Consider the following 23,873-nt stretch of genomic DNA (forward strand, 5'->3'; position numbering starts at 1 on the left):
TCCTGTCTCCGATCGTGTCATGCGCCGCCGCCGGGTGGCCTGGTGGGAAGCCGGGGAGCCTGGTACATGTGCCGGCCGGGGCCCGAGCCGCGCGCGAGCGGGGGACGAGCGGCGGCCGGTCCGGAGTGTCAGTGGTCCGTGGCAGGATCGGGGGCGTGGCTGAGACGGCATCGAAGAAGACGGCAGACAACCGACCGCGCCTGCTCCTGATGGACGGGCACTCCCTGGCGTACCGGGCGTTCTTTGCGCTCCCCGCGGAGAATTTCACGACCGGCACGGGGCAGCCGACGAACGCCGTGTACGGCTTCGCGTCGATGCTGGCGAACACGCTGCGTGACGAGGCGCCCACGCATTTCGCGGTGGCCTTCGATGTGTCCCGCAAGACGTGGCGTTCGCAGGAGTTCCCCGAGTACAAGGCGAATCGTTCCAAGACGCCCGACGAGTTCAAGGGGCAGGTGGAGCTGATCGGTGAGCTGCTCGACGCGATGCACGCCGACCGCTTCGCGGTCGACGGCTTCGAGGCGGACGACGTCATCGCGACGCTGGCCACCCAGGCCGAGGCGGCGGGCTTCGAGGTGCTGATCGTCACGGGCGACCGGGACTCCTTCCAGCTGATCACGGACAACGTGACCGTGCTGTACCCGACGAAGGGCGTCTCCGAGCTGACGCGCTTCACCCCGGCGAAGGTCGAGGAGAAGTACGGGCTCACGCCGCGGCAGTATCCGGACTTCGCGGCGCTGCGCGGGGACCCGTCGGACAACCTCCCGGGCATCCCGGGCGTCGGTGAGAAGACCGCCGCGAAGTGGATCAACCAGTTCGGTTCGTTCGACGACCTCGTGGCACGGGCGGAGGAGGTCAAGGGCAAGGCCGGTCAGAATTTCCGCGACCACCTGGACGCGGTGCGCATGAACCGCCGGCTGACCGAGATGGTCAGGGACGTGGAGCTGCCGAAGGCCCCGCAGGATCTGGAGCGCGCGCCGTACGACCGCACGGCCGTCACGGGGGTGCTGGACGTCCTGGAGATCCGCAATCCGAGCCTGCGTGAGCGGCTGATGGCCGTGGACCCGGGTGCGGCCGGGCAGGAGGCTGCTCCGGAGCCCGCGTCCGGCGTCGAGCTGGACGGTTCGGTGCTGGGTTCGGGCGAGGTGGCGCCCTGGCTGGAGGCGCACGGCGGGCAGCCGCTCGGTGTCGTCACGGTCGACACGTGGTCGCTGGGGAAGGGCAGTGTGACGGAGGTGGCGCTGGCCGCCGCCGGCGGGGCGGCCGCCTGGTTCGACCCGTCGCAGCTCGACGAGGCCGACGAGCAGGCGTTCGTCTCGTGGGTCGCCGACCCGGAGCGACCCAAGGTCATGCACAACGCGAAGAGCGCCATGCGGGTCTTCCCCGAGCACGGCTGGCGGATCGACGGCGTCACGATGGACACCGCGCTGGCCGCCTACCTGGTCAAGCCCGGCCGCCGTTCGTTCGCCCTGGACGCCCTGTCCGTGGAGTACCTGGGCCGTGAGCTGGCCCCCGCCGCCTCGTCCGACGGCCAGCTGGCCTTCGGCGCGGACGACAGGGCCGAGGCCGATGCCCTGATGTCGCAGGCCCGCGCGGTCCTGGATCTGGGCGAGGCGTTCGCCGTCCGTCTGCGGGAGGTCGGTGCCGCCGAGCTGCTGCACGACATGGAGCTGCCCACCTCGATCCTGCTGGCCCGTCTGGAGCGGCACGGCATCGCCGCCGACCGGGCACATCTGGAAGGTATGGAGCAGCAGTTCGCGGGCGCCGTGCAGCAGGCGGTGAAGGAGGCGCACGCCGCGGTGGGCCGCGAGTTCAACCTCGGCTCGCCCAAGCAGCTCCAGGAAGTCCTCTTCGGCGAGCTGGCACTGCCCAGGACGAAGAAGACGAAGACGGGTTACACGACGGACGCCGACGCGCTGGCCTGGCTTGCCGCGCAGACCGAGCACGAGCTGCCGGTCATCATGCTGCGCCACCGTGAGCAGGCGAAGCTGCGGGTCACGGTCGAGGGCCTGGTCAAGACGATCGGTGCGGACGGCCGGATCCACACCACGTTCAACCAGACGGTCGCGGCGACCGGGCGGCTCTCCTCCACCGATCCGAACCTGCAGAACATCCCGGTCCGCACGGACGAGGGGCGGGCGATCCGCCGGGGCTTCGTCGTCGGCGAGGGCTTCGAGACGCTGATGACGGCGGACTACAGCCAGATCGAGTTGCGGGTGATGGCGCACCTCTCCGAGGACGCCGGCCTGATCGAGGCGTTCACCTCGGGGGAGGACCTGCACACGACGGTTGCCTCGCAGGTGTTCGGGGTCGAGAAGTCGGCCGTCCACGCCGAGATGCGCCGGAAGATCAAGGCGATGTCGTACGGACTGGCCTACGGGCTCTCCGCGTTCGGGCTCTCCCAGCAGCTCAACATCGAGCCCGGCGAGGCGCGCGGGCTGATGGAGACCTACTTCGAGCGGTTCGGCGGTGTCCGCGACTATCTGCACCGTGTGGTGGAGGAGGCCAGGTCCACCGGCTACACGGAGACGGTCTTCGGCCGTCGCCGGTATCTCCCCGACCTGACCAGCGACAACCGTCAGCGGCGCGAGATGGCGGAGCGGATGGCGCTCAACGCGCCGATCCAGGGGACCGCGGCCGACATCGTGAAGGTCGCGATGCTCAAGGTGGACAAGGCGCTGACCGAGGCGGAGCTGGCCTCACGGATGCTGCTCCAGGTCCATGACGAAATCGTCCTGGAGATCGCCGGGGGCGAGCGCGAGCGGGTCGAGGAGATCCTCCGCAGGGAGATGTCCACGGCGGTCGAGCTCCGTGCCCCGCTGGACGTCTCGGTCGGTGTGGGCACGGACTGGGAGTCGGCCGCGCACTGACGGATCGCTCACGTACGGACGGTGTCCTCGCCGGCCGGGCGGCCCGGTGCGGTCCTCGCACCTGGCCCGTCCGGTGGGCGGGGAGCCGTCCGGGCCCGCAGCCGCGTCCACACCCCGTACAGCAGGAGTCCGACGGCGAGCCCCGCCCCGGCGCCGAAGCAGGCCGTCGGGACGATGCCGAGCGGTGTGCCGGTGTGCCCGGAGTGGGCCCACCAGCGGGCGCACCGGTGGGCGACGCCGAGCAGGACGCACACGGCGAGCAGCGCGACCGCCCGGCGGCGCTCCGCCCGGCCGAGCACCGGGACGGACTGGGGCACCGGCAGGGGCGCGGTCCGCCGCAGCCCCGAGTACGTGAATCCGGCCAGGACTGTCAGGGCCACGGCCGAACTTCCGTACTGGAGCAGCTGGAACACCGGGAAGCCGCCGAGGCTCCGGCTCAGCACCGGCACCGACTCGGTGCCCCACCGGCTGTGATGGGTGAAGGCGTCCCACACGACGTGGGTGCCCGAGCCGATGACCGCGGACAGTGCGAACCACCCCGCCGCGGGGAGGACCGCCCTCCCGGGTTCCCGCCGCCTGCCCCGCGCGAAGGTGTGCGCGCGTCCCTGCCACGTGGCCGGCAGCAGGGCCACCAGCGGTTCCCGCAGCAGCAGCCACAGCGCCACGACCGCACCGGTGATGAGTACGTCCACGGTGAACACACCCCACAGCGAGTGCGTCACCGCACCGAATGCCATCGCCCCCGGGATCGCCGTGTCCGCGTAGTACGTCATGTCGGGGGCGAACGAACCCGCGACGAGGGCGGAGGCGACCAGCGGACCCCGGCCCGTACCGGACCGGTGGATCCCGGGGAGTACGGCCGCGGCGTGGCTGAGCGTGAAGGGCATGGCGGCATTATGCGTGAGGCTCCGTCACCGGTCCGTCCGGTTTGCCGTACGAGGTGCGGACGGGAACGTGAATAAACGGTAAGAACCGTTCGTGGACCGGTGTTCGGGCGGCGTCCGTTGCCGTAGGGTCGCCTGAGTCCTCGCGCTGGGGAGCGCGAACAGCCGTCGACGGGGAGGGACCAGAACGTATGGCAGCGCAATTCGGCCGCCGGCTGCGCAGGGGGGCCACCACCACCGCGGTGGCAGCCGCCGCGGTGGCCGCCCTCTCCGCCTCGCAGGCTCCCGCGGCGCCACTGGCCGCGAGCACGGCGGGCGGTGATCCGGCGGCAGCCGGCGCGACCCCGCCCGGCGACGGCGCGGCCACCGGCAACTCGCCGTACTACACCGACCTGCCGCCCCTCACCACGCCCAACAAGCCCGGTTCGTCCGTGAATCTACCGGTGACCGGCAGTGCGGAAGCGGGCATACCGGCCACGATCCTGGCGGCGTACAAGAAGGCCGAGCAGGATCTCGCGGGCACCGACGCCGCCTGCCGTCTGCCGTGGCAGCTCCTCGCCGCGATCGGCAAGGTCGAGTCCGGCCAGGCACGCGGCGGCAAGGTCGACGACAACGGGACCACGTTCTCCCCGATCCTCGGCCCGGCCCTCAACGGGCAGGGCTTCGCGCTGATCAAGGACTCCGACGGCGGGGCGTACGACGGGGACTCGACCCACGACCGTGCGGTGGGCCCGATGCAGTTCATCCCGCAGACCTGGGCCACCTGGGGCCAGGACGGAAACGGCGACGGACGCAAGGACCCCAACAACATCTACGACGCGGCGCTGGCCGCCGGGCGCTACCTCTGCGCGGGCACCCGCGACCTGGCCCTCGCGGCGGACCTCGACCGGGCGGTGCTGAGCTACAACCACTCGCGGGAGTACCTGCGGACGGTGCGCTCCTGGTTCGACTTCTACAAGCGCGGTACCCACGAGGTCCCGGACGGCAGCGGTGTCCTCCCGGTCGGCTCGGGCGGCGGATCGTCCAGCCCGTCACCCACGCCCACGCCGCCCCCGGCCGCCACCCCGCCGGGTACCCCCGGCGGCGGGACGACGCCGAGCCCGGAGCCCACCCCGCCGAAGCCGAAGCCGCCCACCAAGCCGCCCACGACACCTCCGACCACGCCGCCGGCCACGCCTCCGACGACTCCGCCCGCTCCGTCGTTCGGCAGCATCGAGAACGCGGGCACCGGCACCCTCACCGCCACGGCGGGCGAGGTGTTCAGCGAGCGCGTCAGGGTGCGGACGAAGAACACCCTCGGCACCCCGCTCGCCAGGACCCCGGTCACCTTCGCGATCACCGGTGACACCGACACCCGCTTCGCCGGCGGGAAGACCACGGTCACACTGTCCACCGGCGCCGACGGCACCGTCACCGCCCCCGTTCTGACGGCGGGCGAGAAGACGGGCGAGTTCAAGGTGAGGGCGTTCGCGGGCACCACCGAGCCGCGCACCCTCACCTACACGGCCAACGTCACCGCCCGGCAGGCGGACGCCCTCGCCCGTACCGACGACAAGGCCCTGAGCGCCGCCGCCGGTGCGGAGTTCGCCGACACGGTCGCGGTCCGGGCGACGTACAAGGGGACGGGCCTCGCGGGCACCGCCGTGACCGCCACGATGATCACCGACGGGGCGACGCCCGCCGAGAACGACAAGGGCCCGTACTTCAAGGACGCCGCCGGTGCGCCCGTCCGCACGCTGACGGACCTGAAGACCGGTGCCGACGGAGTCCTGGAGCTCCCGGAGATCTACGCCGACGACACCGCGGGCACCTACACGCTGCGGCTCACCACGGCGAGCGGCGTCACGCTCACCGTCGTGCTCACGGTCGAGGCGGCGCCCGCCGCCTGACCCGCACCACCCTGGAAGCAGCCCCTCGGCCACCCGCTGCCGAGGGGCTGCTCCGTTCCCGGTCCCGGGGCCCCGCGTCAGTCCCGGCGGAGCCGCGCCGACGTGTAGCGGGTCGCCTGCACCGTCGTCGGGTCCTGCGGCCACGGGTGTTTCGGGTACCGGCCGCGCAGCTCGGCCCGCACCGCCCGGTAGCCCTCCCGCCAGAACGACGCCAGATCCGCCGTCACCGCCGCCGGGCGCCCGGCGGGCGAGAGCAGGTGCACCAGGACGGGCACCCCGGCCACCCTGGGCGTCTCCCGCATTCCGAACAGCTCCTGGAGCTTCACCGCGAGGACGGGCTGCTCGCCGCCGTACTCCACCCGGATCCTCGACCCGCTCGGCACCGCGATCCGTTCCGGGGCCAGCTCGTCGAGCCGGGCGGCGTCGCCCGTCGCCCACGGCAGCAGCCGGCGCACCGCCTGCCCGGCGTCGGTCCGCGCCAGATCCGAGCGGCGGCGTGCCCGCGACAGCTCGGGCTCCAGCCACTCCCCGGCACGCGCCAGCAGCGCGCCGTCCGACACATCGGGCCACGGCGCCCCCAGCACCCGGTGCAGGAAGGCGAGCCGCAGCCGCAGCTGCTCGCTGTCCCGGGTCCACCGCAGCAGCCCCGGTCCCTCGCGCCGCAGCCCTTCCAGCAGCGCCTCGCGCACCAGCTCCGGCGCAGGCCGCTTCAGTGCCCGTACCGACAGTTCGACGGCTCCGAGCCGTTCCACGGAACGCGCCACCACATCGCCGTCCACCCAGCGGACCTCCTCGCCCGAGAACCGCAGATGCCCGGCGGCCAGCCGCGCCGTGTCCTCGTCGACGACCGCGGCCAGCCGCACCCGGGCGGACGCCGCGTGGGCCGGCCGGTCGGCGACCGCGACGGCCAGCCACGGCGCGCTGCGCAGCCCCGAACCGTCCCGGAGCTCCGCGCCCGTGCCCGACACCATCAGGAACGCGCCCCCGCCCCGGGCCCTCGCCACCCGCTCCGGGAACGCCAGCGCCGCCACCAGCCCGGCGGCCGTGTCGTCCGAGGAACCCCGGCCGCCGGCCCGGCCGAGCGAGGACGACAGCCGCCTCACCTCCTGCCGCCAGCGGGCCGCGTACCCGTCCCCGCCCCGCCGCGCCGTCCGCAGGGCGGCGGCCAGGTCGTCGCCGTACTCCCGCGGCGGCTCCTCGCTCAGCAGAGCCACCACCTCCGCGGCCTGCCGCCCGCCCACCTCGTCCGCACCGTCCAGCAGCGCCCGCGCCAGCCTGGGGTGCAGCCCGAGCCGGGACATCCGCACACCCCGGTCCGTGACCCGCCCCGCCGCGTCGACCGCGCCCACCGCCGTCAGTACCTCCCGCGCCGCTCCCATGGCCCCGGCGGGCGGCGGGTCGAGCAGCGCCAGCCCGGTGGCGTCCGGAGCACCCCAGCACGCCGCCTGCAGCGCGAACGCCGTCAGATCGGCCACCTTGATCTCCGGTGACGGGAACCGGGCGAGCCGCCCGTCCTCCGCCTGCTCCCAGCAGCGGTACACCGCACCCGGCGCCTCGCGCCCCGCCCGGCCCGCCCGCTGGCGCCCGGCCGCCTGCGACGCCCGTACGGTCGTGAGCGCGCTCAGACCCCGCGCGTGGTCGGTGCGCGGCTCCCTGGCCAGCCCGGAGTCCACGACCACCCGGACGCCCGGCACCGTGAGGGAGGACTCCGCCACGGACGTCGCCAGCACCACCCGGCGCCGCTGCGAGGACCCGGCCAGGACCGCGTCCTGCACGGTCGCGGGCGCCCGCCCGTGCACCTGGAGCACCTCGGCGTCCACCCCCGCGAGCTGCCCGGCCACCCGGCCGATCTCGCCGACGCCGGGCAGGAAGCACAGCACGTCGCCGTCCCGCTCGGCCAGTGCCCGGCGCACCACGGCGGCCACGTGCGTCAGCAGCGCGGGGTCGACCCGCATCCCGTGCGGCGGGCGTACCGGCCCCGTCGGTGGCGCCCACACCACCTCGACCGGATGGGACACGCCCCGCGCCTCGACCACCGGCGCGTCGCCCAGCAGACGGGCCCAGCCCTCGGCGTCCGTCGTCGCCGACGCCGCGACCAGCCGCAGGTCGGGCCTGATCGCCTCCCGTACGTCGAGGAGGAACGCGGCGACCGTGTCCGCGTCCAGATGCCGCTCGTGGCACTCGTCGATGATCACCACGTCGACGCCGGCCAGCTCCTGGTCGCGCTGGAGCCGCTGGAGCAGCACCCCCGTGGTCACGACCTCCACCACCGTGTCGTGCCCCACCACACGCTCCCCGCGCACCGTGAAGCCGACCCGGCCGCCGGTCGGCTCGCCGAGCAGCCACGCCATCCGGCGCGCCGCCGCCCGGGCCGCGATCCGCCGGGGCTCGGCCACGAGGACCCTGCGCACCGGGCCGCCGCCGGTCAGCCCGGCGAGCACCAGGGGAACGAGCGTCGTCTTGCCGGTCCCGGGGGGTGCGCAGAGCACCGCCACCCCCCGGTCGTCGAGCGCCCGCTCCAGGGCGGGCAGGGCGGTGCGTACGGGCAGCTGGTCCAGGGCGTCGGTGCGGATCACGCCCCCAGTCTCGTACGACGGTCCCTCACGCGGACCGGTGGTCCCGTTCGCAGACGAAGATCGCCGTCCCGGGGATGAGGTGGCCGCGCAGGGGGGACCAGCCGCCCCACTCCTGGTGATTCCATGCGGGCCACTCCGGTTCCACCAGGTCGACCAGCCGGAAACCGCCGGCCACCACGTCGCGGACCCGGTCGCCGAGCGTCCTGTGGTGCTCGACGTACACCGCGTCGCCCCGTTCGTCCTGCTCGACGTACGGCACGCGGTCGAAGTAGGACGCGGCGACGGAGAGCCCCTCCGGGCCGGGCTCGTCGGGGAACGCCCAGCGGATCGGGTGCGTCACCGAGAAGACCCAGCGGCCCCCGGGGCGCAGCACCCGGTGCACCTCCCGGAACACCTGTACGGGGTCGGCGACGAACGGCACCGCTCCGTAGGCGGAGCAGGCCAGGTCGAAGGAGCCGTCCCGGAACGGCAGCCGGCCCGCGTCGGCCTCCACCAGGGGGACGTCGCCGCCGATCCGCAGCGCGTGCTGGAGCTGGCGGTGGGAGAGGTCCAGCGCCACCGGGCGCGCGCCCCGCGCGGCCAGCCAGCGCGAGCACTGGGCGGCGCCGGCGCCGATCTCCAGGACGTCCCGGCCCTTCAGGGCGGACACCGGGCCCAGCAGGGCGGCGTCCGCCTCGTCGAGCCCCTCCGGGCCCCAGACGAAGCGGTCGTCCCCGAGGAAGGCCCCGTGGTCGCTCTGGTACTCGTCGGCGTTGCGGTCCCACCATCCGCGACTTGCCCGGCTGCTCTCCGCTTCCCCGGCTTCCCGGCGCGTCGCTTCAGGTTCGGAGTCGTACGTCTCTTGGCTCATCGTGCCCGTCGTTGTAGTTTGCCTTCATCCGCCGCACGCGGTGTCCCCCGGGCCGTACGGGTGAGTACGTCCGAATGCGTGCGACACACCGATAGGGCCGATGCGGCCTCGGTGAACGTGAGTTGTGCCGGGATTGGGGCGTTGTGCCCCGGGTGTGCGCCTTCGCGCATTGACCCTGTCCGGCTGCCCCCGTATGCTACAAGTTGCGCTGCGAGCCTGCGCGCCTCAGACCTAGCAGGCCGCGCTCGCGTCTGTTGCATGTCCCCTCGGTTTTCGGGGCGCCTTTCCGGTTCGGTTCAGGTGCTCTCCAGGCTGTCCGGCGTCTGCAGAGGCGATACGGGCTTTCGGCGTAGCAGTACCTACGACTCACTGTCCGTACCGGAGCCCTTTCCCACATGACGAGCAGCACCGAGACCACCGCCACCACTCCGCAGGTTGCGGTCAACGACATCGGCGACGCGGACGCGTTCCTCGCGGCGATCGACGAGACGATCAAGTACTTCAACGACGGCGACATCGTTGACGGTGTCATCGTCAAGGTTGACCGGGACGAGGTTCTCCTCGACATCGGTTACAAGACCGAAGGCGTCATCCCGAGCCGCGAGCTCTCGATCAAGCACGACGTCGACCCGAACGAGGTCGTCAAGGTCGGCGACGAGATCGAGGCCCTGGTTCTCCAGAAGGAGGACAAGGAAGGCCGCCTGATCCTCTCGAAGAAGCGCGCTCAGTACGAGCGTGCCTGGGGCACCATCGAGAAGATCAAGGAAGAAGACGGCATCGTCACCGGTACCGTCATCGAGGTCGTCAAGGGTGGTCTCATCCTCGACATCGGCCTCCGTGGCTTCCTCCCGGCGTCGCTCGTCGAGATGCGTCGTGTCCGCGACCTCCAGCCCTACGTGGGCAAGGAGCTCGAGGCCAAGATCATCGAGCTGGACAAGAACCGCAACAACGTGGTCCTGTCCCGCCGTGCCTGGCTCGAGCAGACCCAGTCCGAGGTGCGCCAGACGTTCCTCACGACCCTGCAGAAGGGTCAGGTCCGCTCCGGCGTCGTCTCCTCGATCGTCAACTTCGGTGCCTTCGTGGACCTGGGTGGCGTCGACGGTCTCGTGCACGTCTCCGAGCTCTCCTGGAAGCACATCGACCACCCCTCCGAGGTCGTCGAGGTCGGTCAGGAAGTCACCGTCGAGGTCCTCGACGTCGACATGGACCGCGAGCGCGTGTCGCTGTCGCTCAAGGCGACGCAGGAAGACCCGTGGCAGCAGTTCGCCCGTACGCACCAGATCGGGCAGGTCGTTCCCGGTAAGGTCACCAAGCTCGTTCCGTTCGGTGCGTTCGTGCGCGTCGACGAGGGCATCGAGGGTCTGGTCCACATCTCCGAGCTGGCCGAGCGCCACGTGGAGATCCCGGAGCAGGTCGTCCAGGTCAACGACGAGATCTTCGTCAAGGTCATCGACATCGACCTCGAGCGCCGTCGCATCAGCCTCTCGCTGAAGCAGGCCAACGAGGCGTTCGGCGGCGACCCGGCCTCGGTCGAGTTCGACCCGACGCTGTACGGCATGGCCGCGTCGTACGACGACCAGGGCAACTACATCTACCCCGAGGGCTTCGACCCCGAGACCAACGACTGGCTCGAGGGCTTCGAGGCGCAGCGCGAGGTCTGGGAGACCCAGTACGCCGAGGCGCAGACGCGCTTCGAGCAGCACCAGGCCCAGGTCATCAAGTCCCGCGAGGCCGACGAGGCCGCTGCGGCCGAGGGCGCTGCTGCCCCGGCCGGCAGTGCCCCGGCTGCCTCCGGCGGCAGCGGTGGCGGCGGCGGTTCGTACTCCTCGGAGTCCGCGGACAACTCCGGCGCCCTGGCGTCGGACGAGGCCCTGGCCGCCCTGCGCGAGAAGCTGGCCGGCGGCCAGAGCTGACGCTCTGACCCCAGCCGCTCATCGGCTGCAGTAGCAGTAGAGCCGTGAGTGAGGCCCGCTCCCTTCGGGGGGCGGGCCTCACGTGTGTTCCCAGGCGTCACTCACGCCTCCGGGTACCCGGTCCCTCGGGTATGCCCTCCCGTCGAAGGGCCAGGAGTTCCCGTACGTGCATGTGGGGCGAGTGCCTGAATCCGCTGTCCGGTGACGCCGGAATGGGGGAGGGGCACGTCGAGGTCCGGACGTGTGCGGGGGCGGGGTCCTTCGTCCGGATCGGGCCGGACCCCGCGAGCCGGGCCCGATCCGGACGAGGGGCCCCGAGGGTGAACGGCGAGGACCGTGCGGGTATCTGACGGTCAGGAAGACCCGCGCGAGTGCGCGGGCCCGTTCGACGGGGCCGCAGAAAGTGGGGTGGTCGGGAATGCCGGTGCCGGACGGGGTGTTCTTGTGCAGGAACACGAGGAGGAGCGGTAACCGTGCCTGATCCGCAGAGTTTGTACGAATGGGAGCCGAAGGGCCTGGCCGTCGTCGACATGGCGCTCGCCCAGGAGTCGGCCGGCCTGGTCATGCTCTACCACTTCGACGGATACATCGACGCGGGCGAAACCGGTGAGCAGATCGTCGACGGCGTGCTCGAGACGCTGCCGCACCAGCTCGTGGCCCGCTTCGACCACGACCGGCTGGTCGACTACCGCGCGCGGCGCCCGCTGCTGACCTTCCGGCGCGACCGCTGGACGGCGTTCGAAGCGCCGACCCTGGACGTCCGGGTCGTGCAGGACGCCACGGGGGCACCCTTCCTGCTGCTGTCCGGGCCCGAACCCGACGTGGAGTGGGAGAGGTTCGCCGCCGCCGTCGAGCAGATCGTGGAGCGGCTCGGTGTGCGTCTCGCGGTCAACTTCCACGGCATTCCGATGGGTGTCCCGCACACCCGGCCGGTAGGCATCACCCCGCACGGCAACCGCACCGATCTCATGCCCGGACACCGCAGCCCCTTCGACGAGGCACAGGTCCCCGGCTCCGCCGAGGCGCTCGTCGAGTACCGGCTGATGGAATCCGGCCATGACGTCCTCGGTGTCGCGGCCCATGTGCCTCACTACGTAGCCCGGTCCGCGTACCCCGACGCGGCGCTCACCGCCCTGGAGGCGATCACGGCCGCCACCGGCCTGGTCCTGCCGAGCATCGCGCACACGCTGCGCACCGAGGCGCACCGTACCCAGACCGAGATCGACCGGCAGATCGGGCAGGGCGACGAGGAGCTCGTATCGCTCGTCCAGGGGCTGGAGCACCAGTACGACGCGGTCGCGGGTTCCGAGACCCGCGGCAATCTCGTCGCGGAACCCGCCGATCTTCCCTCGGCGGAGGAGATCGGCCTCGAATTCGAACGCTTCCTTGCCGAGCGCGAGGGCGATTCCTGAGAGTGCGAGGGACGGCGGCCGGGCCGGAAGCTGGTGCCGCGGCAGGCAACGTTTGCCTGTCGAGGAGCGGCGTCGGGTGCTTGCTCCCGGCGTGCCGGCCGGAAGTCCTCGTACCGGACGTACTCGGGCTTTCGGCCGGTGCGGCGAGAGTGCGTGCCGGGCGTCGCGACGGGGCGAACGTCGCCTGATGCGGCACTAGGCTCTGCGCATGCTGAAAGTGGGCCTGACCGGCGGGATCGGCGCCGGCAAGAGCGAAGTGTCACGGCTGCTCGTGAGCTACGGGGCCGTCCTCGTCGACGCCGACCGGATCGCGCGCGAGGTCGTCGAGCCCGGGACACCGGGGCTCGCGTCGGTCGTCGAGGAGTTCGGCGCCGGCATCCTGGCGGCCGACGGCACCCTGGACCGGCCGGCGCTGGGCGCGATCGTCTTCGCCGACCCCGAACGCCTGGCGGCGCTGAACGCCCTCGTCCATCCGCTCGTCGGTGCCCGGTCCGCCGAACTGGAACGGGCCGCCGGACCCGGCGCCGTGGTCGTCCACGACGTCCCGCTCCTCACCGAGAACGGTCTCGCCCCGCTCTACGACCTGGTCGTGGTCGTGGACGCGACGCCCAGGACGCAGCTCGACCGGCTCGTACGCCTGCGGGGCATGACCGAGTCCGACGCCCGCGCCCGGATGGCCGCGCAGGCCACACGGCAGGAGCGGCTGGCCGTCGCCGATCTGGTCATCGACAACGACGGACCGCTGGAGGACCTGGAACCGCAGGTCCGCAAGGTCTGGTCCGAACTGGCCGCACGGGCCGCCGCAGGCTGAGCCGATGCCCGGCCCGTGCGGGCGCCGCCGGCCGGAGCACTGCGCGGCTGCCACGGGTAAAGGCGCTGCCCGGCCCGGAATACCGGGTGACGGCCGGACGTTGAGGTGCGGAGCGCGAAGGGAAGGATGGGACCGTGCCCGAAAGGAACCCGGAGACGCACGTCATCGATTTCCGTGCGGCGGAGCAGTTGCTGGCCGCGCGGGATCCGCGGGGTGCCGTCAAGCTGCTCGACTCGGTGATAGCCGCCCATCCGGAGAACACGGCCGCCCGGCTGCTGCGCGCCCGGGCCTTCTTCGCAGCCGCCCAACTGCGCCCTGCCGAGCTCGAATTCGAGCTGGTCCTGGAGCGTGAGCCGGACAACGCCTTCGCCCACTTCGCGCTGGCCCGCACCTTCGAGCGCGCCGGCCGGCCCGAGCAGGCCACCCGGCACTTCCGGCTGGCCGCGGCACTCGACCCCAAGCCGGAGTACCTCAGGGCGGCCCGCTTCGACGACCGCCCCTGACCCCACCCGGTCGGCGGGACGGGAGCCGTCAGTGCCCCGGAGTGCCGGGCCCGCCCCGGTCCGGTTCGTATGGCGGAATGTCGCGCCCCGGCTGGAAGTGCGGGCCCTGGCGGATGCGGTGGACGACGACGCAGGAGTCCGTCGCCGAGACGATCAGCAGCACCCCACAGGCCGTCGCCCAGCCGGCTCGTCCGGTCGCCACGAATGCCGCCAGGCCCAACACCGCCCAGGCCATGCCCCATAGACTCAGCACGAGTCGCATCCGCAGGGGACTGCGCGCAGTGGACGGTTCACTTCCGGTACGCATCGGCATCGCCTCTTCTCCCAGCATGCCCCCGCGGCGCGGCGCACGGAAATGCATGCCGGACGGATGACGGGTAGCGGGCTGTGAAGGTCACAGGGCAGGGCGACGCGGCATGGGGCGACAGCGTCGCCCGCCGGGCCCGGGTACGCGGTGCTCTGCTGGGCGGCGCGATCGGGGACGCGCTGGGCAACCCGGTGGAGTTCCTCTCCCTCGACGGAATCCGCCGCGCCCACGGCGAGCGGGGCGTACGGGAGCTCGTCGCGGACGCGGACGGTGTCGTCGGACGGATCACGGACGACACCCAGATGACGCTCTTCACGGTCGAGGGACTGATCAGGGCCCACGCGCGGGCCCGGTCCAAGGGCGTCGGAGGCGCCGAGACCGAGCTCGTACGCAACGCCTACCGGCGCTGGCTCGACACCCAGAACCATCCCGCCCCGCCGGTGCGCGGCGGAGCGGACTCCGTCCGGACCGGCTGGCTCAGGCAGCAGCCCTGGCTGTACGCGCGCCGGGCGCCCGGCAACGCCTGTCTGACGGGGCTCGCGGTCGGTCACGTGCCCGCCCCCGGAACACCGCTCGGGGTGCCGGGCCCGGTCAATCCGGCTGCCGGCCTCGTGGCTGGCCCGTACCGAGGGCCGGTCCGTGATCGCCGAGCTCGCCGACGACCTGTGCCTGGAGTTCGAGCGGCCGGTGGTGTGGCCGGACGGCCGCTACCCGGAGTGCTGACGGGCCACGGTCCGTGACCTGCCGGGGAACGGCGCCCGGCGCCCGTGCGTTCTGCCGGGTATGAGCGGACGGATGACACGTGAGGGACATACGGGGACGGGTCCGGGCTCCATCACGCCGGACGGCTGCGCGGTGGAGCTGTACGCGCGGCTGTCCCCCGGGAGCGAGCCGGACGTGATCGGGGCAGCCGTGCCCGCCGGCGCGAGCGTGCTCGAACTGGGCTGCGGAGCGGGCCGGGTGACGCATCCGCTGGTCGCGCGGGGCTTCTCGGTGACCGCGGTGGACGAGTCGCCGCAGATGCTGGCCCGCATCCGCGGCGCCCGCACCGTGCGGAGCCCGATCGAGTCGCTGGACCTGGGGGAGGAGAGGTTCGACGCGGTGGTCCTCGGGTCGTTCCTGGTGCACACGAGCGATCACCGGGTCAGGGAGGGGCTGTTGAGGACCTGTCGTACGTACGTCAAGGACGACGGGGTCGTGCTCGTCCAGCGGGAGGGCGCCGACTACCACTCCGATCTGCCCCGGGAGCGCGAGGACCCGGCGGCGGGCTGCGTCATACGGATGGTCTCGGCGGAGCCGGTCGGCGGCGGGGTCAGCGAGGTGCACGCCGAGTACGTCTTCGAGGACGCGCGGTGGACCCAGACATTCCGTTCGCAGGAGCTCTCCGTGGAGCGGTTCGAGGCCTGTCTGGGAGCGGCCGGGCTCGTCGTCGAGCGCTATCTCACCGACGACGGCGTCTGGGTGAGTGCCCGCCCCGACCAGCCCCGCTGATCCCGCTGCCGGAAGGCGTGGCGGCGATCGGTTCGTGGGGCTGCCGGCCGGTGCGTCGATCGTCCGGCTGACCCCGCCGAACACGGTCATGCCGGCCCTGCCCGCCGCCGTGGTCGTGCTGATCGCCCGGGACCGGAGGGACGTACTGTCCCGCGGTCGGGCAGGAGCGCGGTGCGGTGGTCAGTGAACGAAGCGGTAGCTGCGCCAGGGCAGGCTCCGCGGGGCATTGACGTCGGTGAACGTGGTCGCCACGTAGGTCGTCCCGCCACCGGTGCAGTCGCGGGTGCGGTAAAGGATCATGTCGATCAGCGTCCGGTTGACGACCTCGTGCGCACCCGCGGGGGCCATCCGGTGGCACCCCTTCACCGACGGGCTGTTCACACTGACGACCCGGTCGCGTTCGGTGGTGTACGTGACCGGCCCGACGGCGGTGCGCCCGAGGCCGGAGCACCCGGTGACGGCGAGGGTGAGCAGGGCCGCCCCGGCGGCGATGCCGGCGCGGCGGCGCCGGCGGAGATCGGTGGGGGTCGCGGTGACGGACATGGGCGGGTCCTCGTCTGCTCGTCCGGCTCATCGGTACGTCACAGGGACGTGCTGGCGCTGGCCACCCTGCCCGCTCCCCGTGGCCGCGGCACCCGGTGCGCGGCCGGTCGGGGCCACCGGCACCCGGACAGAGGTTCGACGAGTGCGCATACCGGGCATATCGTGGTAAAAGGCCGCGATGGGCAGGTGCGGAACGCATTCTCGGACGCAGGAGGCCGTGATGGTCGAGGCGCTGGTGATCGTGGCGGTGGCGGCCGCTTCGGGCTGCGCGGTGTACGCGATGGCCGCGGCCCGGGTCGTCAAACAGTACGAACGGGGCGTCGTGCTCCGGCTGGGAAGGCTTCACGACCAGGTGCGCCGCCCGGGCTTCACCATGATCGTTCCTGGCATCGACCGGCTCCGTAAGGTCAACATGCAGATCGTGACGATGCCCGTGCCCGCGCAGGACGGGATCACGCGCGACAACGTCACGGTACGCGTGGACGCCGTCATCTACTTCAAGGTCGTGGACGCGGCGAGCGCGGTGATCGAGGTGGAGGACTACCGGTTCGCGGTCTCGCAGATGGCGCAGACCTCCCTGCGGTCGATCATCGGCAAGAGCGACCTGGACGACCTCCTGTCGAACAGGGAGAAGCTGAACCAGGGCCTGGAACTGATGATCGACAGTCCGGCGGTCGGCTGGGGTGTGCAGATCGACCGGGTGGAGATCAAGGACGTGTCGCTCCCGGAGACCATGAAGCGCTCCATGGCCCGGCAGGCCGAGGCCGACCGGGAGCGGCGCGCGAGGGTCATCAACGCCGACGCGGAGCTGCAGGCGTCGAAGAAGCTGTCCCAGGCGGCCCAGGAGATGTCCAGCCAGCCGGCGGCGCTGCAACTGCGACTGCTGCAGACGGTGGTCGCGGTCGCCGCCGAGAAGAACTCCACCCTGGTGCTGCCGTTCCCCGTCGAGCTCCTCCGCTTCCTGGAACGGGCCCAGCAGGGCGGGCCGCCGCAGATTCCCGCCGGGACGCAGCCGTCGCGGGGCGCTCCCGGGCAGCCTCCGCGCAACGAGAAGCCTCCGCCGGAGGAAGAGCCGCCGGAGGAATCGCCGCGGGCCGGGCCCTCGCCGGACGACCGCGATCGGACTGCGCCGCGACCGGAGCCGGAGCGGCCGTTCGGTGGCACGCCTACCAGGCCCCTCACCCCGCACTGACCCATCCCGCCGCCCGCGGCCTCCGGCCCGCCCTGACCTGTGGAAACACATGGCCGGGGCGGGCGTTGTCGTACCTCCCGCCTAGACTCGCGAACACAGGGGACCACGAGGGAACCACGACCGGGCAGAGGCGGAAGGGGGAGCCGGCATGACGCAGGACGCGGCCGTCGACCGGCTGCTGCGGTGCGCCGCGGTGTTCCTGCCCGCCGCGCTCCCCCGGGACGGCCGGATCGCCTTCTGGGCCCCCGAGGGGACCGCCGGCGTCACGGGCGCCGACGGCCCGTTCCCCGGGGAGCGGGCTGCCGGTCCCGGAGAGCTCGCGTACACGGTCGCGGAGCTGACCGTCGTCGGGCGGCACAGCGCGGACGGTGCCCGCCGTCGCACGGTGCCCGCCGTGCTGCTGTCCGTCGCCGAGGCCGTGCCCCTGCTCGCCCGCGCCCGCCACCGCGCCGCGGCCCATCCCGCCACCCGGGCCTGGGGCGCCGCGGCGCTCCACGCGCTCACCCTGGTGGCGCGCGGCAGACTCCTGCCCGGTCTGACGTCCGACGACCACGACGCCTGGCGGGCCGGACCGCGCGACGCCGAGGACATCGCCCATCTGCGGGCCGTCGCCGCCGCCATGCCGCCCGAGGGACACGCGGTCCCGCTGGACGACGGCACACCCCTGCGGGTTCCCGAGCCCCAGGCCCTGCTCGGCGCCTTTCTCGACGCCGTGGCCGACACCCTGCCCCGGACACCCGCGGCGGCCCATGCGATGGGGGCGCCGTTCGCCGCCCGCGAGGCACAGCAGCTCACCGAAGCCCGCGCCTGGGCCGTCGAGGTGGCCGCCGGACTCGACGCGGGAGTGCGCGTCTCGCTGCGGCTCGACCTGTCCGCGTACGAGTTGTTCGACGCCGTGGGCACCGCCGACGCCGCGGGCAGCACCGACGGTTCGGGCGCCACGGGGGGTGGCGCGGACGAGGGTGCACCCGGATCCCCGGCCGCCCCCCGGCACGCCGCCGCGGCCGTCACCCAGGTGCACAGCCTGGCCGACCCCACCTACGTCACCGACGCGGCCACGCTGTGGAGCGGCGGTGCGGGGGAGCCGTTCGGGCCGAGGGCCAGGATCGACGCGGTGCTCGCGCTGCGGCGCGCAGCCCGGGTCTGGCCCCCGCTGGAGCGGCTGCTCGACCAGCCGGTCCCCGATGTCCTCGCGCTCACGGAGGACGAGCTGTACGAGCTGATCGGTGACGCCGGGGTGCGGCTGGCCGCAGCGGGTGTCGCGGTCCACTGGCCCCGGGAGCTCGCCCGCTCGCTCACCGCCGCAGCCGTCGTCCGGACCCCGCCGGGCTCGGCCACCGACGGCACCTCGTTCTTCGACGCCGAGCACCTCTTCGCGTTCAACTGGCAACTGTCCCTGGGCGACGAGCAGCTCACCGAGGCGGAGATGGACACGCTGGCCGAGGCCCACCGGCCGGTGGTGCGGCTGCGTGACCAGTGGGTGGTCGTGGACCCGGCGCTCGTACGGAAGGCGCGCAAGCGGGAGCTCGGCCTACTGGACCCCGTGGACGCGCTCGCCGTCGCCCTGACCGGCAGCGCCGAGGTCGACGGGGAGCGGGTCGACGCCGTACCGGTCGGCGCCCTGGCCGCGCTCCGCGCGCGCATCCTGGACGAGGACGCCACGCTCCCGGCGCCGCCCGGCCTCGACGCCACCCTTCGCGACTACCAACTGCGGGGCCTGGCCTGGCTGGACCGGATGACCTCGCTCGGCCTGGGGGGCTGCCTCGCCGACGACATGGGCCTGGGCAAGACCATCACCGTCATCGCGCTCCATCTGCACCGCGCCCACCCCGCCCCCACCCTGGTGATCTGCCCCGCCTCCCTCCTGGGCAACTGGCACCGCGAGATCAACCGCTTCGCGCCCGGCGTCCCCGTGCGCCGCTTCCACGGCACCGACCGGACCCTGACCGACCCGGACGGCGGCTTCGTGCTCACGACCTACGGCACGATGCGGTCCAGCGCGGACCGGCTCGCCGAGCACACCTGGGGACTCGTCGTCGCCGACGAGGCGCAGCACGTGAAGAATCCGCACTCCTCCACGGCCAGGGCGCTGCGCACCATCCCGGCCCCGGCCCGCGTCGCGCTGACCGGCACCCCCGTCGAGAACAACCTCTCGGAGCTCTGGGCACTGCTCGACTGGACCACCCCCGGGCTGCTCGGCCCGCTCAAGGCCTTCCGCTCCCGGCACGCCCGGATCGTGGAGAACACCGGCACCGCGGCGGGGCTGGGCAACGAGGAAGCGGTGGAGCGGCTCTCCCGGCTGGTGCGCCCCTTCCTGCTGCGCCGCAAGAAGTCCGACCCGGGCATCGCGCCCGAGCTGCCGCCCAAGACGGAGACCGACCACCCCGTCTTCCTCACCCGCGAGCAGGCCACGCTCTACGAGGCGGCCGTCCGCGAGACGATGGCGTTCATCGAGCAGTCGGAAGGCATCGCCCGGCGCGGATTGATCATGAAGCTGCTCGGTTCGCTCAAGCAGATCTGCAACCACCCCGCGCAGTATCTGAAAGAGGAGCCGACCCGGCTCGCCGGACGCTCGGGCAAGCTCGCCCTGCTCGACGAGCTCCTCGACACCATCCTGTCCGAGGGCGGCTCCGTCCTGATCTTCACCCAGTACGTCTCGATGGCCCGCCTCCTCTCCGCCCACCTGGCCTCCCGCGCCATCCCCTCCCAACTGCTGCACGGCGGCACGCCGGTGCCCGAGCGGGAGCGGATGGTGGACCGCTTCCAGTCCGCCGAGGTCCCGGTCTTCCTGCTCTCCCTCAAGGCCGCCGGCACCGGGCTGAACCTCACCCGGGCCGCCCACGTCATCCACTACGACCGCTGGTGGAATCCGGCGGTCGAGGAGCAGGCCACCGACCGTGCCTACCGCATCGGCCAGACCCAGCCCGTGCAGGTACACCGGCTGATCGCGGAGGGCACCGTCGAGGACCGGATCAGCGAACTGCTGGAGTCCAAGAGGGTCCTCGCCGACGCGGTGCTCGGTTCCGGCGAGGCCGCCCTGACCGAGCTCAGCGACCGTGACCTCGCCGACCTCGTCTCGCTCCGGAGGACGGCATGAGCCCCGGCGCGAGCCCCCGCCCCGCGGCCCGCCCCGGCCCCGACGATCTGCGGCGCACCTTCGAGGCGGTGCCCGCCCGTGCCGCACGCGACGACGGTCCCTTCGCGGACAGCTGGTGGGGCAGGGCCTGGGTGGACGCCCTGGAGTCCCTGTCGATGGACGAGGGACGGCTCGCCCGCGGCCGTACGTACGCGGACGGCGGCCATGTCGCCGCGATCACCGTGACCCCCGGCCGGGTCATCGCCTACGTCCACGGCAGCCGCCCCCGCCCGTACCGCGCGGAGCTGCGCCTGCGTACCTTCTCGGCGTCCGACTGGGACACCTTCCTGGACGCCGCAGCGGCCCGGCCCGGGCACCTGTCCGCCCTGCTCGACAAGGAGATGCCGCACTCCCTGGTCGAGACGGCGGGGGAGACCGGCATCCGGCTGCTGCCCACCGCCGGTGACCTCGACCCCGACTGCTCCTGCCCGGACCGCGGCTGGCCCTGCAAGCACGTGGCGGCGCTCTGCTTCCAGACGGCACGGCTCCTGGACAGCGACCCGTTCGTCCTCCTGCTGATGCGCGGCCGGGGCGAGCGCGAACTCCTCGACGAGCTCGGCCGCCGCAACGCCGAGCACTCCGCCCGCGAGCGTCCCGCCGCCCCCGCCATGCCCTCGGTCCCGGCGGGCGAGGCGCTGGCCGACCGCTTCCTGCCCCCGCTCCCCGCTCCGCTGCCCGTGCCGCCGTACCCCGGGCAGCCGCCCTCCTACCCGGACCTGCCCGGTGCCCGCGACCCGCTGTCCCTGGACCACCTCGCCTCGGACGCGGTGGCCCGCGCCCACGCGATCCTGACCAGCGGGGACGACCCGCTCGCCGGGCTCAGCACCTGGCAGGACGCGGTGCGCATCGCCGCGTGCCGGCCGACCGCCGGGCTCACGGCCACCACCCGGGCGCTCTACCGCGAGCTGGCCTTCGCCACCGGCCGCAGCACCACCGACCTGGCACGTGCCGTCGCCGCCTGGCGCCAGGGCGGCGCGGAGGGCCTCGCGGTCCTGGAGAGCCCGTGGGACCCACCGGCCGGGCCGTTCGATCGGGCCCGCCCCGCCCTCGCCGCGGCCGACTTCCCGCGCTTCCAGCCCTGGCGCAACCACCTGACCAACGCCGGGGGCACCCTCCAGCTCCGCTTCGGCCACGACGGCCGCTGGTACGGCTACGAATCGGACCCGGGTGCGGACGACTGGTGGCCCCGCGCCACCCCGGACACCGACCCGGTGGGCGCGCTCACCGCCCTGCGGGGCTGACGCGCCGTCAACTCCGCGCGGAGCGGGGAGAACGGTCGATCACAGCTGACCTGCCCGGCGCCCGTACCCGGTGGGTGCGGCCGCGCCCGAATCCACCGGGCCGGGGTCCTGCGCCGGAGCGGGCCGGCCCTTCATGAGCGCCCCCACCGGCCCGGGCGAGGCGAACCGCGTGCGGTCGGGGGCCGGGCGGCACGCGCTGATCACTGGCGGTATCCGCTCAGGAAGCGCCCGATGCGGCTGATCGCCGCGTCGAGATCGTCGGCGTGCGGAAGGGTCAGGATCCGGAAGTGGTCCGGGCGCGGCCAGTTGAAGCCGGTGCCCTGCACCACCTGGATCTTCTCCCGGAGGAGCAGGTCGAGGACGAACCGCTCGTCGTCGACGATGTCGTGCACCTTCGGGTCGATGCGCGGGAACGCGTACAGCGCGCCCTTCGGCTTCACGCAGGACACCCCCGGGATCTCGTTCAGACGCTCCCAGGCACGGTCGCGCTGCTCATGGAGCCGGCCCCCGGGAGCGACGAGGTCCCGGATCGACTGCCGTCCGCCGAGCGCCGCCTGGATCGCGTACTGCGCGGGGGCGTTGGGGCACAGCCGCATGGAGGCGAGCATGGTGAGCCCCTCCAGGTAGCTGCGAGCGTGCTGCTGCGGGCCCGACACCACCATCCAGCCGGAGCGGAATCCCGCGACGCGGTACGTCTTGGACAGTCCGCTGAAGGTGAGGCAGAGCAGATCCGGGGCCAGGACCGCGACGGAGTGGTGCTTCGCGTCGTCGTACAGGATCTGGTCGTAGATCTCGTCGGCGAACACCATCAGACCGTGCCTGCGCGCCAGATCGAGCATGCCTTCGAGGATCTCGCGGGGGTAGACGGCGCCCGTCGGGTTGTTCGGATTGATGATCACCATGGCCCTGGTGCGGTCGGTGATCTTCGAGGCCATGTCGGCCAGGTCCGGGTTCCACTCCGCCATCTCGTCGCACGTGTAGTGCACGGCCCTGCCGCCCGCGAGTGTGGTGACGGCGGTCCACAGCGGATAGTCGGGGCTCGGGACGAGGATCTCGTCCCCGTCCTCCAGGAGTGCCTGGACGGACATGGAGATCAGCTCGGAGACGCCGTTGCCGAGGAAGATGTCGTCGACGTCGACGTCGGCCAGGCCCATCGCCTGATAGCGCTGCGCGACGGCGCGGCGCGCGGAGAGGATGCCGCGGGAATCGGTGTAGCCGTGAGCCTGCGGAAGCATCCGGATCATGTCCTGGACGATCTCCTCGGGGGCCTCGAACCCGAACAGCGCCGGATTGCCCGTGTTGAGGCGCAGCACGCTGTGGCCCGCCTCCTCGAGAGCGTTGGCCTGTTCGATGACAGGGCCCCGGATCTCGTAACAGACCTCGTTGAGCTTGCTGGACTGCCGGAACTCCATGCGGTGCCTCCCCGACCCCGAATTGCGATACTTGGTTTTACCAAGCTTGAGCTTGGAAAGTCCAACAACATGTCTAGACTGCGTCGCATGCCACGTCAGCAGCAGCCAGCAGCACGCCCTGTCCGCCGCCGGAGTTACGACCAGTTCTGCGCCGCCGCGCGCGCCCTCGACTCCGTCGGAGACCGGTGGACGCTGCTGATCGTGCGTGAACTGCTGGCCGGTCCGCGCCGGTACACGGATCTGCACGCCGACCTTCCCGGGGTCAGCACGGACGTGCTGGCCTCCCGGCTCAAGGACATGGAACAGGGCGGCCTGGCCGTGCGCCGACGGCTGCCGCCGCCCGCGGCCGCCTCGGTGTACGAACTGACCGAGCACGGCCGCGGCTTGCTCCCGGTCCTCACCGCGCTCGCCCGGTGGGGCGCCCCCGCGCTCGCCGAACGCCGCCCCACGGACGCCGTGCGGGCCCATTGGTTCGCCCTGCCGCTGCTGCGTGCCCTGGACGGGCTCACGCATCAGGGAGTCGTCGAGGTCAGGGTGGACGAGGGCGAGTTCCACATCCGCACGGGTGTGGGCGCGGTGGGCGAGGACGCGTACGGATACGGTCCCGCCACGGATCCGGACGCCTGCCTCGTGCTCGACGCCGAGCTCTGCCTCACCCTCGGGCGTGGCGAGCAGACCCTCGCCGAAGCGGTTCGGGAGGGCCGCGCCGAAGTCCTGGGCGAAGGACCGCTCGCCGTCGAACTCCGCGGTGGCCGGTGACCGCGCCGTATCGCCGCCCCTCGGCCAACTCACGGGTAGCGTAGGCATGTTCGATGGGTACGGATGCTGAGGGAGTCGGTCATG

Annotated in this window: 17 protein-coding genes and 1 pseudogene; 12 read left to right on the forward strand and 6 right to left on the reverse strand. The window is 72.7% G+C overall.

The window, feature by feature from the left end:
* Positions 1–155: 155 nt before the first annotated feature.
* Positions 156–2,870 carry a DNA polymerase I gene (gene polA, locus AB0F38_RS04730; protein WP_361886533.1) on the forward strand — a complete coding sequence of 905 codons (2,715 nt, stop codon included), beginning with the start codon at positions 156–158 and terminating at the stop codon, positions 2,868–2,870.
* Positions 2,871–2,878: 8 nt separating this feature from the next.
* Here the strand turns inward: polA and AB0F38_RS04735 are convergent, their stop codons facing one another.
* Entirely contained in the window at positions 2,879–3,757 is an 879-nt protein-coding gene (locus AB0F38_RS04735; RefSeq protein ID WP_361886536.1) for a DUF4184 family protein, read from the reverse strand.
* A 188-nt stretch (positions 3,758–3,945) separates the two neighbouring features.
* Here AB0F38_RS04735 and AB0F38_RS04740 point away from each other — a divergent pair, with 188 nt between their 5' ends.
* Positions 3,946–5,643: a lytic transglycosylase domain-containing protein gene (locus AB0F38_RS04740; RefSeq protein WP_361886539.1), complete on the forward strand. Its 1,698-nt coding sequence runs from the start codon at positions 3,946–3,948 to the stop codon at positions 5,641–5,643.
* Between the two features lie 77 nt (positions 5,644–5,720).
* On the opposite strand, the gene hrpB is transcribed toward AB0F38_RS04740, so the two are convergent.
* On the reverse strand, positions 5,721–8,219 hold the full coding sequence (hrpB, locus tag AB0F38_RS04745) for an ATP-dependent helicase HrpB (RefSeq protein ID WP_361886542.1): 2,499 nt from the start codon (positions 8,217–8,219) through the stop codon (positions 5,721–5,723).
* Positions 8,220–8,244: 25 nt separating this feature from the next.
* Positions 8,245–9,069, reverse strand: coding sequence for a class I SAM-dependent methyltransferase (locus tag AB0F38_RS04750; protein WP_361886545.1), 825 nt, complete (start codon positions 9,067–9,069; stop codon positions 8,245–8,247).
* Between the two features lie 395 nt (positions 9,070–9,464).
* Here AB0F38_RS04750 and rpsA point away from each other — a divergent pair, with 395 nt between their 5' ends.
* The 4 genes from rpsA (at position 9,465) to AB0F38_RS04770 (ending at position 13,708) form a co-directional block, all read left to right on the forward strand.
* Positions 9,465–10,982, forward strand: coding sequence for a 30S ribosomal protein S1 (gene rpsA / locus AB0F38_RS04755; RefSeq protein ID WP_361886548.1), 1,518 nt, complete (start codon positions 9,465–9,467; stop codon positions 10,980–10,982).
* Between the two features lie 473 nt (positions 10,983–11,455).
* A complete protein-coding gene (locus AB0F38_RS04760) occupies positions 11,456–12,394 on the forward strand; it encodes a PAC2 family protein (protein WP_361886551.1) in 939 nt (312 codons plus the stop codon).
* A gap of 208 nt (positions 12,395–12,602) precedes the next feature.
* On the forward strand, positions 12,603–13,205 hold the full coding sequence (coaE, locus tag AB0F38_RS04765) for a dephospho-CoA kinase (RefSeq protein WP_361886553.1): 603 nt from the start codon (positions 12,603–12,605) through the stop codon (positions 13,203–13,205).
* 134 nt (positions 13,206–13,339) lie between these two features.
* Positions 13,340–13,708: a tetratricopeptide repeat protein gene (locus tag AB0F38_RS04770; RefSeq protein WP_361886556.1), complete on the forward strand. Its 369-nt coding sequence runs from the start codon at positions 13,340–13,342 to the stop codon at positions 13,706–13,708.
* Positions 13,709–13,736: 28 nt separating this feature from the next.
* Here the strand turns inward: AB0F38_RS04770 and AB0F38_RS04775 are convergent, their stop codons facing one another.
* Positions 13,737–14,015 (reverse strand): DUF6343 family protein, encoded by a 279-nt coding sequence (locus tag AB0F38_RS04775; protein WP_361886559.1) that lies wholly within the window; start codon positions 14,013–14,015, stop codon positions 13,737–13,739.
* An 80-nt stretch (positions 14,016–14,095) separates the two neighbouring features.
* Here AB0F38_RS04775 and AB0F38_RS04780 point away from each other — a divergent pair.
* Both AB0F38_RS04780 and AB0F38_RS04785 read left to right on the forward strand, forming a co-directional pair.
* Positions 14,096–14,611 (forward strand): annotated as a pseudogene (locus tag AB0F38_RS04780) (ADP-ribosylglycohydrolase family protein); the annotation flags it as partial.
* A gap of 187 nt (positions 14,612–14,798) precedes the next feature.
* Positions 14,799–15,506 (forward strand): class I SAM-dependent methyltransferase, encoded by a 708-nt coding sequence (locus AB0F38_RS04785; RefSeq protein WP_361886562.1) that lies wholly within the window; start codon positions 14,799–14,801, stop codon positions 15,504–15,506.
* A gap of 180 nt (positions 15,507–15,686) precedes the next feature.
* On the opposite strand, the gene AB0F38_RS04790 is transcribed toward AB0F38_RS04785, so the two are convergent.
* Positions 15,687–16,049 carry a hypothetical protein gene (locus AB0F38_RS04790; protein ID WP_361886565.1) on the reverse strand — a complete coding sequence of 121 codons (363 nt, stop codon included), beginning with the start codon at positions 16,047–16,049 and terminating at the stop codon, positions 15,687–15,689.
* Between the two features lie 220 nt (positions 16,050–16,269).
* Here AB0F38_RS04790 and AB0F38_RS04795 point away from each other — a divergent pair, with 220 nt between their 5' ends.
* From AB0F38_RS04795 to AB0F38_RS04805, 3 genes are all read left to right on the forward strand, one after another.
* Positions 16,270–17,241 (forward strand): slipin family protein, encoded by a 972-nt coding sequence (locus tag AB0F38_RS04795; RefSeq protein WP_361886567.1) that lies wholly within the window; start codon positions 16,270–16,272, stop codon positions 17,239–17,241.
* A gap of 148 nt (positions 17,242–17,389) precedes the next feature.
* A complete protein-coding gene (locus AB0F38_RS04800) occupies positions 17,390–20,338 on the forward strand; it encodes a DEAD/DEAH box helicase (RefSeq protein ID WP_361886570.1) in 2,949 nt (982 codons plus the stop codon).
* On the forward strand, positions 20,335–21,618 hold the full coding sequence (locus AB0F38_RS04805; protein WP_361886573.1) for an SWIM zinc finger family protein: 1,284 nt from the start codon (positions 20,335–20,337) through the stop codon (positions 21,616–21,618). The genes AB0F38_RS04800 and AB0F38_RS04805 overlap by 4 nt, the downstream gene beginning before the upstream one ends.
* Positions 21,619–21,818: 200 nt before the next feature.
* Here AB0F38_RS04805 and AB0F38_RS04810 read toward each other — a convergent pair whose 3' ends face one another.
* On the reverse strand, positions 21,819–23,030 hold the full coding sequence (locus AB0F38_RS04810; protein WP_361886576.1) for a pyridoxal phosphate-dependent aminotransferase: 1,212 nt from the start codon (positions 23,028–23,030) through the stop codon (positions 21,819–21,821).
* A gap of 87 nt (positions 23,031–23,117) precedes the next feature.
* On the opposite strand from AB0F38_RS04810, the gene AB0F38_RS04815 reads away from it, so the two are divergent.
* Positions 23,118–23,789 (forward strand): helix-turn-helix domain-containing protein, encoded by a 672-nt coding sequence (locus AB0F38_RS04815; protein ID WP_361886579.1) that lies wholly within the window; start codon positions 23,118–23,120, stop codon positions 23,787–23,789.
* Positions 23,790–23,873 lie beyond the last annotated feature (84 nt).

It is taken from the genome of Streptomyces sp. NPDC025273, assembly GCF_040638585.1.
Classification (GTDB): Bacteria; Actinomycetota; Actinomycetes; order Streptomycetales; family Streptomycetaceae; genus Streptomyces; species Streptomyces cinereorectus.